The 12,225-nt window shown below is 67.3% G+C and carries 14 protein-coding genes; 5 read left to right on the top strand and 9 right to left on the bottom strand.

Annotated features, from left to right (window positions below):
* Positions 1–12: 12 nt before the first annotated feature.
* Entirely contained in the window at positions 13–678 is a 666-nt protein-coding gene (locus ACJ7C5_RS12575) for an ArsR/SmtB family transcription factor (RefSeq protein ID WP_088025760.1), read from the bottom strand.
* Positions 679–742: 64 nt separating this feature from the next.
* Here ACJ7C5_RS12575 and ACJ7C5_RS12570 point away from each other — a divergent pair, with 64 nt between their 5' ends.
* Positions 743–1,237, top strand: a complete 495-nt coding sequence (locus tag ACJ7C5_RS12570) for a DUF2938 domain-containing protein (protein ID WP_412704087.1) — start codon at positions 743–745, stop codon at positions 1,235–1,237.
* Between the two features lie 71 nt (positions 1,238–1,308).
* Positions 1,309–2,082, top strand: coding sequence for an APH(3')-II family aminoglycoside O-phosphotransferase (locus tag ACJ7C5_RS12565; protein WP_412704140.1), 774 nt, complete (start codon positions 1,309–1,311; stop codon positions 2,080–2,082).
* Here ACJ7C5_RS12565 and ACJ7C5_RS12560 read toward each other — a convergent pair.
* Positions 2,055–2,480 (bottom strand): DoxX family protein, encoded by a 426-nt coding sequence (locus tag ACJ7C5_RS12560; RefSeq protein ID WP_412704086.1) that lies wholly within the window; start codon positions 2,478–2,480, stop codon positions 2,055–2,057. The two genes, ACJ7C5_RS12565 and ACJ7C5_RS12560, sit on opposite strands and share 28 nt — an antisense overlap.
* A gap of 143 nt (positions 2,481–2,623) precedes the next feature.
* Between ACJ7C5_RS12560 and ACJ7C5_RS12555 the strand changes: the two genes are divergently transcribed.
* The 3 genes from ACJ7C5_RS12555 (at position 2,624) to ACJ7C5_RS12545 (ending at position 5,348) form a co-directional block, all read left to right on the top strand.
* A complete protein-coding gene (locus tag ACJ7C5_RS12555) occupies positions 2,624–3,214 on the top strand; it encodes a TetR/AcrR family transcriptional regulator (protein ID WP_412704085.1) in 591 nt (196 codons plus the stop codon).
* On the top strand, positions 3,211–4,245 hold the full coding sequence (locus ACJ7C5_RS12550; protein WP_412704084.1) for a DUF418 domain-containing protein: 1,035 nt from the start codon (positions 3,211–3,213) through the stop codon (positions 4,243–4,245). The genes ACJ7C5_RS12555 and ACJ7C5_RS12550 overlap by 4 nt, the downstream gene beginning before the upstream one ends.
* 98 nt (positions 4,246–4,343) lie before the next feature.
* Positions 4,344–5,348 carry a phosphotransferase gene (locus tag ACJ7C5_RS12545; protein WP_412704083.1) on the top strand — a complete coding sequence of 335 codons (1,005 nt, stop codon included), beginning with the start codon at positions 4,344–4,346 and terminating at the stop codon, positions 5,346–5,348.
* A gap of 141 nt (positions 5,349–5,489) precedes the next feature.
* Here ACJ7C5_RS12545 and ACJ7C5_RS12540 read toward each other — a convergent pair whose 3' ends face one another.
* The 7 genes from ACJ7C5_RS12540 to amaB form a co-directional block, all read right to left on the bottom strand.
* Positions 5,490–6,413 carry a DMT family transporter gene (locus ACJ7C5_RS12540; protein WP_412704082.1) on the bottom strand — a complete coding sequence of 308 codons (924 nt, stop codon included), beginning with the start codon at positions 6,411–6,413 and terminating at the stop codon, positions 5,490–5,492.
* Positions 6,410–7,471 carry a UDP-N-acetylmuramate dehydrogenase gene (gene murB / locus ACJ7C5_RS12535; protein ID WP_412704081.1) on the bottom strand — a complete coding sequence of 354 codons (1,062 nt, stop codon included), beginning with the start codon at positions 7,469–7,471 and terminating at the stop codon, positions 6,410–6,412. The genes ACJ7C5_RS12540 and murB overlap by 4 nt, the downstream gene beginning before the upstream one ends.
* Positions 7,472–7,479: 8 nt before the next feature.
* Positions 7,480–8,535 (bottom strand): quinone-dependent dihydroorotate dehydrogenase, encoded by a 1,056-nt coding sequence (locus ACJ7C5_RS12530; RefSeq protein ID WP_088025769.1) that lies wholly within the window; start codon positions 8,533–8,535, stop codon positions 7,480–7,482.
* 9 nt (positions 8,536–8,544) lie between these two features.
* Positions 8,545–9,315, bottom strand: a complete 771-nt coding sequence (locus ACJ7C5_RS12525) for a class I SAM-dependent methyltransferase (RefSeq protein ID WP_412704080.1) — start codon at positions 9,313–9,315, stop codon at positions 8,545–8,547.
* A 5-nt stretch (positions 9,316–9,320) separates the two neighbouring features.
* Positions 9,321–9,605: a DUF4190 domain-containing protein gene (locus ACJ7C5_RS12520; protein ID WP_010484694.1), complete on the bottom strand. Its 285-nt coding sequence runs from the start codon at positions 9,603–9,605 to the stop codon at positions 9,321–9,323.
* A gap of 138 nt (positions 9,606–9,743) precedes the next feature.
* Positions 9,744–10,472, bottom strand: coding sequence for an SDR family NAD(P)-dependent oxidoreductase (locus tag ACJ7C5_RS12515; RefSeq protein WP_412704079.1), 729 nt, complete (start codon positions 10,470–10,472; stop codon positions 9,744–9,746).
* A 110-nt stretch (positions 10,473–10,582) separates the two neighbouring features.
* Complete coding sequence (gene amaB, locus ACJ7C5_RS12510) at positions 10,583–12,115, bottom strand: L-piperidine-6-carboxylate dehydrogenase (protein WP_049398541.1); 1,533 nt, start codon at positions 12,113–12,115, stop codon at positions 10,583–10,585.
* Between the last annotated feature and the right edge of the window lie 110 nt (positions 12,116–12,225).

The raw sequence follows: 12,225 nt of genomic DNA, 5'->3' as shown, positions 1-12,225 counted from the left end.
CCGGTGTCTCGCTCAGTGCCGGGGCAGGTCCACCTGCAGGCCGGCGGCCTTCCATTCGGGGTAACCGGCGGCGAGCCGCTGCGCGGTCAGTCCGGCCTCGCGCAGCATCGCCACCGCATCGTTGGACAGCACGCAGTAGGGACCGCGGCAGTACGCGACAATGTGGACGGCACGTGGCAGTTCGTCCATCCGTGCACGCAGTTCCGTAACGGGAATGTTCAGCGCGCCGGGCAGGTGGCCCAGATCGAATTCCTCGCGCGGCCGCACATCCAGCAGCACCACGCTGCCGCGTTGTTCCAGCAACTGCTCGACGGTCATCCCTTCCAGTGCATCGCGGCGCTGCAGGCTGTCGTGGATCACGCCGTGCATCTCGCTGCGCTGGTGGTCGGCATAGTCGCGCAGCGCGGCCAGCAGGTTGCCCAACGGACCCTCACCACTGCGGTAGAGGATGCGCTTGCCATCGCGTCGGGTCTGAACCAGGCCGGCACGGCGCAGCTGCTGCAGATGCTGGGAGGTATTGGCCACCGACAGCCCGGTCAGTTCGGCCAGGCGCTCAACTGCGCGCTCGCCCTGGGCGATGTGCTCCAGCAGGGCCAGGCGATGGGCGTGGCCGAGCGTGCGGGCGATCTCGGCCAGGGCCTCCAACGGGGAGGGTGGTGGCTCTGTTGCAGCGTTCATGCCGGCCACGCTAGCATCGCTCTATCATTCAAGCAAATAATGGAATGTAACTGATATGGTTGGCGTGGCGACATTCGTGATGGATGCGGTGGTAGTCGGTGTGGGAGCAACCGCGGTGATGGATCTGTGGGCGCTGGTGCAGCGGCGGCTGCTCGGCATTCCCTCGCTGGATTTCGCGATGGTGGGCCGCTGGCTGGGGCATCTGCCGCGCGGGCGCTTCCGCCACGACGGTATCGGCCGCTCGGCAGCGGTCAGTGGCGAGCGCGCGCTGGGTTGGACCGCGCATTACGTGATCGGTGTGGTCTTCGCCGCGTTGCTGCTGGCCGTGGTGGGGAACGGTTGGGTGCAGGCGCCGACTCTGTGGCCGGCGCTGGCCTTCGGCATCCTCAGCGTCGCCGCACCGTTCCTCATCCTGCAGCCGGGCATGGGCGCGGGCATCGCCGCTTCAAAGACCCCGGCGCCGGGTAAGGCGCGCCTGCGCAGCCTGGTGGCGCACAGTGTGTTCGGCCTGGGCATGTACCTTTCCGCGTTGTTGTTGGCTGCGGTCCATGCAGGATGAGCGAGAATCCGTGGGGTCACCGGCAACAGGAACACCTCGGCATGGAAGCACCCAAATCCATCACTGATGACATGCTGCTGCCGTGGGCGTGGCAGGAGGCGTTGGCCGATGCGCGCATCGAGCGGCAATCGATCGGTGTGTCGCGTGCGGATGTTGCCCGCGTGCATCGGCCGGGCCAGGCCGATGCCTTCCTGAAGTCGGAAGTGATCGACGCCTTCAGTGAGTTGGGCGATGAGATCGCGCGCCTGCGTTGGCTGCAGGCACAGGGACAACCGGCGCCAACGGTGATTGCCACTGCCGAAGAGGCGGGCCGGCGCTGGTTGCTGATGAGCGCGCTGCCCGGTCGCGACCTGGCCTCGTCGCCGGAACTCGCGCCGCAGCAGCTGGTGGAACTGCTGGCCGACGCGCTACGCGGGCTGCATGCGTTGTCCGTGGCAGCCTGTCCGTTCGACCAGCGACTGGCGTCGCGCGTGCAGGCCGCGCAGGCCCGCGTTGAAGCGGGCCTGGTGGATGCCGATGATTTCGATGACGAACGCCTGGGGCAGAGTCCGCAGCAGGTCTTCGCTGAACTGTGCAGCACCCGGCCCGACCATGAAGACCTGGTGGTCAGCCATGGCGATGCGTGCCTGCCGAATCTGATGGTGGCCGAGGGCCGCTTCAGTGGTTTCATCGACTGTGGCCGGCTGGGTGTGGCCGACCGCTACCAGGACCTGGCGCTGGCCGCGCGCAGCCTGGTCCACAACTTCGGCGACACGCGTTGGGTCGTGCCGTTGTTCCAACGCTACGGCGCGGTGGCCGACGAGCGCCGGCTGGCGTTCTACCGGTTGCTCGACGAGTTCTTCTGAGCCCGCGCATGGCTGGCGATGGCGGCGCAGATCAGGCCACCGACCACGCTCAGGTGTTCCAGCGCGAAGAACAGGGCCAGCTGCTGTTCGGCGCCGTGCTTGTTCCAGAAGGTATGCACGATGACGATGGTCAGCAGCATGAACACCGCCAGCGCGCCGCTGCCCAGCCAGAGCAGGCGATCGAACAGCAGGCACAGCGCGCCGCCGAGCAGCACCACCGCACTGGCGATGTTGAACAGCCAGGGCGGTTGCAGCCCGGCCGCCTGCATCTCGGCCACGCTGTTGTCCCATGCCAGCAGCTTGGCCAGTCCGGAGGACAGGAACACCACGGCCAACAGCAGGCGGGCGAGGAACCACAGCACGCGGCTGTCGAGCAGGGTGGCGATCATCCGTGGCATGCAGGAACTCCGGGTCGAGCGTTGGGCAGGGCAGGCAGCATCGGGCCTCAACAGCGGTTGAGGTCAAGGCTGGCTGAACGAAGCCCGATGGTGGCCAGGTTGTCAGCTTTAAAATGGACGAACGTTCGTTCACTATTTGAGGCATGAGCCGAATCGACCGTAATGAGCAGCGCGTGACCCTGATCCTGCAGGCCGCCCTGGAGTGCTTCCTCGCCAAGGGGTTCCACCAGACCAGCATGCGAGACATCGCGCAGGCGGCCGGGGTCAGCCTGGGCAATCTCTACAACCACTTCCCGGGCAAGGAGGCGATCATCCTTGCGGTAGCGGTGGCCGAGAGCGAAGAGCTGGCTCCGATGCTGCAGCGCCTGGCAGCCGCCGACGGTGAGCGGACACAGGTGATGGCCTTCCTGCAGGATTTCCATGCACTGTGCCGGCAGCCGGAATGGGCAACGCTTGCGGTCGAAGTGCTGGCCGAGAGTGCGCGCAACCCTGCCGTGGCCAAGGCCTTTGCGGCCAACCGCAGGCAGCTGCAGCAGGTGCTGGGCGATGCCCTGCAGCGTGTTGCACAGCGCGAGCGGCGGCGACCCGCGCTGGACCCGGCGCTGCAGGCGCAGGTTTTGCTGGATGCCATCGAAAGCGATGCACTGCGTCGGGGGCTGGGCGAAGCCGATGGCGCCGAGGATGCATCGCTGGATCTAGGCCTGCTCGCGCTGCTGCTGGGGGCGCGTGCATGAGCGCCGTGGACCGGCGGTTGCATGGCCTGGATCTGGCGCGTTACCTCGCATTGGCCGGCATGGTGCTGGTCAACTTCCGCCTGGCGATGGCCGTGCCTGCGGAGGGTACGAGCTGGTTGGCAGGCTTCTTCCATCTGCTGGAAGGCAAGGCCTCGGCGACGTTCGTCACCCTGGCCGGGCTGGGCCTGGTGCTGGCAACGCAGCGGCAGCCCTGGTGGCAGGCCAGCGTGCAGACCTGGCGGCGCGCCGCGTTCCTGCTGGTGCTGGGCCTGCTCAACCTGACCCTGTTCCCGGCCGACATCCTGCACTACTACGCGGTGTACTTCGCGCTGGCGGTGCTGTGGCTGCGAGCATCGCCGCGTATCCTGCTCGCCAGCATCGTGGCGTTGGCCGTGGTTTCGTTCTGGGCGCTGCTGCACTGGGACTACAGCGAGGGCTGGAACTGGCAGACGCTGGAGTACGCCGGCCTGTGGCAGTGGCCGGGTGCGGCGCGCAATCTGTTTTTCAACGGCTTCCACCCGTTGATGCCATGGCTGTGCTTCTTCCTGCTGGGCATGCTGCTGGCGCGCCTGCCACTGGCGCAGCCGCGGGTGCAGCGCGGGTTGCTGGTGCTGGGCCTGCTGCTGATCGGCGCCGGCCATGGTGTGCAGCATCTGGCGCAGGGAACGCCGTGGCAGGCATGGCTGGGAACGCAGCCGATGCCGCCGGGTCCTGCCTATGTACTGACCGGGGCGGGCGCGGCCTGCAGTGTGATTGCCGCCTGCCTGTGGCTCACGCGGGTACACCCGGGTGACTGGCTGGAACCCTTCACGGCGGCGGGACGCATGACCTTGACCCTGTATGTCGGCCACATCCTGCTGGGCATGGGCACGCTGGAAAGCCTGGGCCTCCTGGACGGCAGCGCGTCGTTGGCCTCGGTACTGCTGTGGGCACTGCTGTTCCTGATGCTCGCGACCGCTGCGGCGTGGCTGTGGTCATGGCAGTTTGCGCGCGGTCCGCTGGAGGCAGTGATGCGGCGCATCGCAGGCTAGTTCTTTGGTTGCACCGCACGATGTTGTGACGGACATGTCTGTGTCGCAGCGAAGTCATCTGCGATAGTGGCGGCAGGTAATACTTTCCGCTTGCATCCATGTCATTCGCTTCGGCGCAGCATCTCGGCGAAGTCCTTCAGCAATCCTATGGCATCACGGCCACTGCGGTGGTGCCGCGCCCGGTGGGCGCCGACGCCAATGCCAGCGTGTATCGCATCGATGCGCGGCACGGGCAATGGTGGCTGAAATGCCGGAATTACCAGGTTGATCCCTCGGTCTGGGACAGCCTGCATTGGCTGCGCGGCACCCTCGGCATAGACGAAATCGTCGCGCCATGGCCGGCGCTGACTGGCGGCGCGTCGGTGCAGCGCTGGGGCCTGCAGTTCACCCTGTTCCCCTATATCGAAGGCCAGTCCGGCTTCGAGGCGGCGCTGAGCCGCACGCAGTGGCGGCGGCTGGGGGAGGTGTTGCGACGCCTGCACGGCGCGCAGCTGCCAGCGGAGCTGCAACAGGCGCTGCCGATCGTACGGCTGGAAACCGCGGCGCTGGAGACGGTGGGCCAATGGTTGGCCGGTGAAGGACTGGCGGTGGCGCAGGACGGGCTGGGGCGCGCATTCGCTTCGGTCTGGGATCAACAGCATGCGCGCATCGCGGCACTGCATGCGCATGCACTGGAGCTGCACGCGGCATTGAAGGAGGCGCCGGTCGACCTGCATCTGTGCCACACCGACCTGCATGCCGGCAATCTGCTGATGGGCAACGACGGCGGCCTGCATCTGATCGACTGGGATGGCCTGTCACTGGCGCCGCGCGAGCGCGACCTGATGTTCATCGGTGCGGCGGTTGGCGGGCGCTGGGGGCGCGAGAATCCGCTGGGCTTCGAGGACGGCTACGGCAGCGACCGCGGCGACCCGCGCTGGATCGCCTGGTACCGGCATTGGCGCATCCTGCAGGACCTGATCGAGTTCCAGCAGGTGCTGCTGGGCAGTGATGGGGAGGAGCGTTCGCCGCAGTTGCGCCGGCAGTCGCTGCATTACCTGGGCGAGCAGTTCGCACCGGGCAATGTGTTCGATGCGGCGGAGCGGGTGTATCGGGCGTTGTAAATGCACGTCACCTGTCATGGGTGAACCGTCGCGCTTCGCGCGATGAGTCGAGCATGGCTCGACTCTACAGTTACGCTCGGCAGCTCTTTGTGCCGCCATCGTTGATCGGGCGGACAGGGATCATCCGCGCATGGCGCGGATCTACTCGGCGGGCTTGGCCGCTGCCGAGGCCGCTGCGCTTGCGGCGCGGCGCGACAACACGGCCTCGCGATGGGCAATGTAGGCGTTGGCGGCGAGGATGATGCCGGCGCCGATGATCGTCCAGCGGTCAACCGTTTCGTTGAACAGCAGCCAGCCGAACAGCGTTACCAGCGGCAACTGCAGGAAGCTGATCGGAGTCAGCGCCGAGACTTCGCCCAGGCGCAGCGCACGTGTCCACAGCAGTTGGCCGATGGTGCCGAGCACGCCGGTGGCCAGCAGCCACAGCCATGCGGTGCCGGTGGGCCAGACCCACACGAACACTGCCGGCACCAACGACAATGGCACCCAGAACACGTAGGTGTAGAGCACTACGGTATCGGCACTGTCGATGCGGGTGAGCTGCTTGATCTGGATCGCGACCAGTGAACTCAGCACGGCGGCGGCCACCGCGACCAGGCTGCCGGCGGTGAAACCGGCGGTGCCGGGGCGCACGATCACCAGCACGCCGATGAAGCCGACCACCACCGCCGCCCAGCGGCGCACGCGCACGGTCTCGCCCAGCCACAGCACGGCGGCGATGGTGACAAACAGGGGCGTGGAGTAGGAGAGCGACACCGCCTGCGCCAACGGCAGGTGGCCCAGTGCCCAGAACGCGCACAGCATCGATCCCAGGCCGATCGCACTGCGCACGAAGTAGCGCGGCAGCTGTTGGGTCTTCAGCGGCGCGTGGCCTGGCCGCAGCAGCATCGGCAACAGCGCCAGCAGGCCGAAGGCGTTGCGGAAGAACGCCACTTCCTGGGTGGGCACGTAACGGGTGGCGTAGCGGATCGCCACCGCCATCAGGCCGAATGCCATCGTGCTGCCGAGCATCAGCAGCGCCGCCCGCATCGGGGTGGCGCTGGGGGAGAGGGCGGGGGTGTTCACCACTGTGCGCCGAGCAGGCGGGGCTCCGGTTCGATCGGCACGCCGAACTTCTCCAGCACCGAGGCCGAGATGCGACGGGCCAGCGCCAGCAGCTCAGCGCCGGTGGCGTTGCCGTGGTTGACCAGCACCAGCGCGTGGCTCGGCGCCACGCCGGCATCGCCTTCGCGGAAGCCCTTCCAGCCGCAGGACTCGATCATCCATGCCGCCGAGACCTTGCGCTTGTCCTCGCGGTCTGCCGGGAACACCGGCAGCTCGGGGAAGTGCTGCAGCAGCACGTCGACCTGTTCCAGCGGCAACATCGGGTTCTTGAAGAAGCTGCCGGCATTGCCGAGCACATCCGGGTCGGGCAGCTTGCGGCGGCGGATCGCGATCACCGCATTGGCCACGTCCACCGCGCTCGGCAATTCCACGCCCTGCGCCTGCAGTTCCTCGCGGATGCCGGCGTAGTCCATGCGCAGATCATGCAGCAGCGGCAGCTTCAATTCGATGGCAGTGATCAGGTAGCGATCCGGTTGCTGCTTGAACACGCTGTCGCGGTAGGCGAAACCACATTGTTCGTTGTCCAGTCGCACCCAGGCCTGTTCCCGGCAGTCCCAGGCTTCGACGGCCTGGATGAACTCGCCGACCTGCGCGCCGTAGGCACCGATGTTCTGGATCGGCGCGGCACCGGCGGTGCCGGGAATCAGGGCCAGATTTTCCAGGCCGGACAGGCCTTCCTGCAGCGACCACATCACCAGGCCATGCCAGGGCACGCCGGCGCCGGCGCGGATCACCGCATGGTCGGCGCGGTGTTCAAGGAAACTGATGTCCCGGTTGCCGAACACCAGCACGGTGCCGGGCAGGTCCTCGGCGATCAGCACGTTGCTGCCTGCACCCAGCACCAGCAGCGGGCCGTTGGCCACGTCGGGCAGGGCGAGTACTTCCGGCAGCAGCGCCGCATCGTGCAGTTCCAGCAGCTGAGCCGCGCTGGCCTGCACGTGGAAGGTGTTCAGTGCCTGCAGCGGCGCGTTGCGGGTGAGCGTCCAGCGCAGCGGGGCATTGCCGTCGACGGGATCCATGGGCGCGCTCACAGCGGGGCCACCGCGCCGCGGCTCGGCGCTTCGCGGCGGCGACGGATCGCCTCCACGCACTCCGATACCAGCGACGGGCCGCGGAAGATCAGGCCGCTGTAGCACTGCACCAGCGCCGCACCAGCAGCCATCTTGGCCACCGCGTCGGCACCGGACAGGATGCCGCCAACGCCGATCAGCGGCACCGATTCGGGCAGGCGCGCGCGCAAGCGGCGCAGCACCAGCGTGGACTGTTCCAGCACCGGCGCACCGGACAGGCCACCGGCTTCGTTGGCCAGCGGGTCGCCGGCCACCTTGCTGTGGTCGACGGTGGTGTTGGTGGCGATCACGCCGTCCACCTGCAGTTCGCCCAGTACGCGGGCAGCGGCATCGATGTCGCGCTCGCTGAGGTCGGGCGCCACCTTGACCAGCATCGGCACGCGACGGCCGTGGCGTGCCGCGAGATCTTCCTGGCGGTCGCGCAACTGGCTGACCAGCTGGCGCAGCGCGGTTTCTTCCTGCAGTTCACGCAGGCCGGCGGTGTTGGGCGAGGAAATGTTGACAGTGATGTAGTCGGCCAGCGGGTACACCTTGTCCAGGCAGGCGATGTAATCGTCCACGGCCTGTTCGTTCGGGGTGTCCTTGTTCTTGCCGATGTTGATGCCGAGCAGGCCGCGGCGGTTGCGCGCGCGCTCGACGTTGCGCACCAGCGCGTCGACGCCCGCATTGTTGAAGCCCATGCGGTTGATGATCGCGTTGTGTTCCGGCAGGCGGAACAGGCGCGGCTGCGGATTGCCGGCCTGCGGGCGCGGGGTGATGGTGCCGATTTCGACGAAGCCGAAACCCAGCGCGAACAGCGCATCGATGTGCTCGCCATTCTTGTCCAGGCCGGCGGCCAGGCCGACCGGATTGGGGAAGGTCAGCCCGAACACCGTGCTGGGCATCGGCGCGATGCGTGCGGCCAGCAGCGGCGTGGTGCCGGTGCGATAGGCCAGGTCCAGTGCGGACAGGCCGAGGCCGTGGGCGCGCTCGGCGTCGAGCGAGAACAGGAAGGGGCGGGCAAGCGAATACATGCGTAGGTGTCAGTCCAGCGTGCCGAGGAAGGCTCGGGTTCGATATTCAAAAGCAACCTGGCCGTCGACCGCATAGGCGGCGAACAGGTCCTGCAGAGCGTCGATCATCGGTGCGTGGCGCGGATGACCGGCTTGCGGGGCATAGGAGGAGGACAGCAGGCGTCCGCGCAGGGCATCGAAGTCCAGATGCTGTACGTTCGGCAACTCCACCATGCCGCGCAGGCCAGGGCCGAACCACGCCTGCATGGTGGCATCGTCCTGGTAGCGCTCGGCCACGGCGGAGTAGTCGGTGCCGTAATCCAGCAGCAGTTGTTCGTAGCCAACCAGGAACGGACTGGCATCGAGCAGGCGCGAATTCCAGTAGATCAGTGCCTGGCCACCCGGGCGCAGGATGCGCTGCCACTCGGCGCGCACCGCCACGGTATCGAACCAGTGGAAGGCCTGCGCGACGCTGACCAGGTCGATGCTGGCATCGTCCAGTGTGGTGGCCTCGGCGCGGCCGTCCACCGCACGGAACTGCGGGTACTGCGGTGCCAGCCATTGCTCGGCCGCGCCCCGCATGGCGGCGTTGGGCTCAACCGCGACAACGGGATGGCCGCTGGCCAGGAACAGGCGGCTGGAAATGCCGGTACCGGCGCCGATGTCGGCGACCAGTGCCTTGCGGCTGACGCCCATCGGGCCGTGCAGCCACTCCAGCAGCGCGGGCGGGTAATCGGGCCGGTAGCGGACGTAGTCGGCGACGCGGCTGCTGAAGCGTTCAGTGCTGTCGGAGGCGGTCATGGCAGTCAGTTCGACATCGCAGCGAGCCAGGCCAGGCCGCCGAAGAACAGGATGAAGACCAGGATGGCGGCGATCACGGCGCCGACCATCACCCAGCCCAGCACCAGACCGGTGACGGCCAGGCCATCGCCTTCCAGTTCATGCGGGCGGCGGCGGATCTCGGCGCGGGCCATGTGGCCGGTGATGATGGCCACGATGCTGGCCACGAAGGGCAGGACGGTCCAGCTGGCGATGCCCATGACCAGGCTGACCACGGCCAGGGCGCTTGTCTGTCGGGGTGCCACGCTCATCGGGGTCCTCCTTGGCAGTACGCACATGATAGTGCCTCTGCCCGGGCAATCCCATGCCCGGCGGATGCGATGGTAGGCGTCGACCTTGGTCGACGAAAGGCATGCCAACCAAGGTTGGCAGCTACCGGAGTGCCGGTGTCAGCCCATCAACACCTGGCCGCCATCCACGTTGAGCACGCTGCCGGTGACCCAGCGCGCCAGCGGCGAGCACAGGAACAGGGCGGCATCGGCGATCTCGCGTGGGTGGCCGAAGCGACCGAACGGAATCTTCGCCAACGTACCGTGGTACAGGGCGGGATCTTCGGTGCGGCGGCGGTCCCAGAGGCCGTCATCGAACTCGATCGAGCCCGGTGCGATGGCATTGACCCGAATCCGATCCTTGGCCAGCGCCAGTGCCTGCGAAGTGGTGTAGTGCGACAGCGCGGCCTTGGCGGCGGCGTAGGGTGCGCCACCGGGGCGCGGCTGCTGCGCGGCAATCGACGACAGGTTGAGAATGCAGGCGTCGCTGGATGCGCGCAGCCAGGGCAGGGCAAGGCGCGAGGCCCGAACCGCCGCCATCAGATCGATCTGCAGGCTGGCGGCCCAGCCGTCCTCGTCGTCGGCCATGCCGTAGCCGGTGGCGTTGTTGACCAGCACATCGATGCCGCCGAGCGCGTCGGCGGCGGCCTGCAGCCAAGCCTGGATCTGGCCAGGGTCAGCCAGATCGGCGGAAAACGTGTGCAGCTGGATGCCCTGTGCCCGTGCATCGGCGCGCAGTGCATCCAGACCGGCCTGGCCGCGAGCGCAGACCGAGACCTGCGCACCGGCGCCGGCAAACGCCAGCGCCATTTCACGGCCAATGCCCTTGCTGCCGCCGGCAATCAGCACGCGGCGGCCGGTGAAATCAAGGGTCGGAGCCCCTGTAGGGATCCGATCCTTTTCTGGGGTCAGATCCCCGGAGGGGCTCTGACCCATGGACGTGGCCGGATCCGTTGCCATTACAGATCGAACTTGATGCCCTGGGCCAGCGGCAGCGAGTCCGAATAGTTGATGGTGTTGGTCTGGCGGCGCATGTAGACCTTCCACGCATCCGAGCCGGACTCGCGACCACCGCCGGTGTCCTTCTCGCCACCGAAGGCACCACCGATCTCCGCACCGGACGTGCCGATGTTGATGTTGGCGATGCCGCAGTCGCTGCCGGCCGCCGACAGGAACTTCTCGGCGGTCTTCAGGTTCTGGGTGAAGATCGAGGACGACAGGCCCTGCGGCACGCCGTTCTGCATGTCGATGGCTTCGTCGATGCTGTCGTACGGCATCACGTACAGGATCGGCGCGAAGGTCTCATGCTGGACCACGGCGTCGCTGTTCTTCAGGCCCGAGACGATCGCCGGCAGCACGAAGTTGCCTGCGCGGTCGATGCGGGTGCCGCCGGTTTCGATGGTGCCGCCGGCGGCCTTGGCCTGGGCGATGGCATCGAGGAACTGCTGCACGGCGCCGTCGCTGTTCAGCGGGCCCATCAGGTTGGCGGCATCGGTCGGGTCGCCGATCTTGCCTTCGACCTGCTTGTAGGCCTTGACCAGCGTGGCCAGCACGTCGGCATAGATCGAGCGGTGCACGATCAGGCGGCGGGTGGTGGTGCAGCGCTGGCCGGCGGTACCGACCGCGCCGAACACGATGCCCGGCACGGCCAGCTTCAGGTCGGCGGTTTCGTCCAGGATGATGGCGTTGTTGCCACCCAGCTCCAGCAGGCAGCGGCCGAGGCGGCGCGCAACCTTTTCGTTGACGGTGCGGCCAACCTGGGTCGAGCCGGTGAAGCTGATCAGCGGCACGCGGCGGTCATCGACCATCTTTTCCGACAGCGCGGTGCCGGCATCGTTGATCAGGAAGAAGATGTCCGGGAAGCCGGCTTCGCGCAGAGCGTCGTTGCAGATCTTCAGCGAGGCGATGGCGGTCAGCGGCGTCTTGTTGGACGGCTTCCAGATGCACACGTCGCCGCAGATGGCGGCCAGGAACGAGTTCCAGCTCCACACCGCGACCGGGAAGTTGAAGGCCGAGATGATGCCGACCAGGCCCAGCGGGTGGTACTGCTCGTACATGCGGTGGCCGGGGCGCTCGGAATGCATGGTGTAGCCGTACAGCATGCGGCTCTGACCCACGGCGAAATCGGCGATGTCGATCATCTCCTGCACTTCGCCGTCGCCTTCGGGCTTGCTCTTGCCCATTTCCAGCGCAACCAGCGAGCCCAGGGCGTCCTTGTGCTTGCGCAGCGCTTCACCGCACAGGCGCACGGCTTCACCGCGGCGCGGCGCCGGCGTGGTGCGCCAGACCTTGAAAGCTTCCTGGGCGCGAGCGACGACGGTCTCGTACTCGGCCTCGGTGGTCGCGCGGACCTGCGCGATCGGCTCACCGGTGGTCGGGTTGACCGGGGTGATCAGCTCACCGCTGGTCGCGCTCGACCACTCCCCGTTGCCCAGGTACGTGCCAGCGTTGATCGCGTCCAGGCCAAGGGACTTGAGCAGCTCGGAAGACATGCAGACTCCTGTGTTTCGTTACGTTGTTTGGCGCCATCGCGGGCAGGTGGGGGACGCGATGAACAGAACCGCCGATGGTAGCAGAGGGAGGTTGCTGGGCTTTGGTGCGG

This window comes from Nocardiopsis yanglingensis (assembly GCF_045809185.1).
GTDB classification, from domain to species: Bacteria; Pseudomonadota; Gammaproteobacteria; order Xanthomonadales; family Xanthomonadaceae; genus Stenotrophomonas; species Stenotrophomonas yanglingensis.
This window is presented reverse-complemented; position numbering and strand designations above follow the sequence as displayed.

Bases quoted from the DNA above. Each gene is read 5' to 3' on its own strand.
- ACJ7C5_RS12575 (WP_088025760.1), bottom strand. From the start codon at position 678: ATGAACGCTGCAACAGAGCCACCACCCTCCCCGTTGGAGGCCCTGGCC.
- ACJ7C5_RS12565 (WP_412704140.1), top strand. From the start codon at position 1,309: ATGCTGCTGCCGTGGGCGTGGCAGGAGGCGTTGGCCGATGCGCGCATC.
- ACJ7C5_RS12560 (WP_412704086.1), bottom strand. From the start codon at position 2,480: ATGCCACGGATGATCGCCACCCTGCTCGACAGCCGCGTGCTGTGGTTC.
- ACJ7C5_RS12555 (WP_412704085.1), top strand. From the start codon at position 2,624: ATGAGCCGAATCGACCGTAATGAGCAGCGCGTGACCCTGATCCTGCAG.
- ACJ7C5_RS12550 (WP_412704084.1), top strand. From the start codon at position 3,211: ATGAGCGCCGTGGACCGGCGGTTGCATGGCCTGGATCTGGCGCGTTAC.
- ACJ7C5_RS12545 (WP_412704083.1), top strand. From the start codon at position 4,344: ATGTCATTCGCTTCGGCGCAGCATCTCGGCGAAGTCCTTCAGCAATCC.
- murB (WP_412704081.1), bottom strand. From the start codon at position 7,471: ATGGATCCCGTCGACGGCAATGCCCCGCTGCGCTGGACGCTCACCCGC.
- ACJ7C5_RS12530 (WP_088025769.1), bottom strand. From the start codon at position 8,535: ATGTATTCGCTTGCCCGCCCCTTCCTGTTCTCGCTCGACGCCGAGCGC.
- ACJ7C5_RS12525 (WP_412704080.1), bottom strand. From the start codon at position 9,315: ATGACCGCCTCCGACAGCACTGAACGCTTCAGCAGCCGCGTCGCCGAC.
- ACJ7C5_RS12520 (WP_010484694.1), bottom strand. From the start codon at position 9,605: ATGAGCGTGGCACCCCGACAGACAAGCGCCCTGGCCGTGGTCAGCCTG.
- amaB (WP_049398541.1), bottom strand. From the start codon at position 12,115: ATGTCTTCCGAGCTGCTCAAGTCCCTTGGCCTGGACGCGATCAACGCT.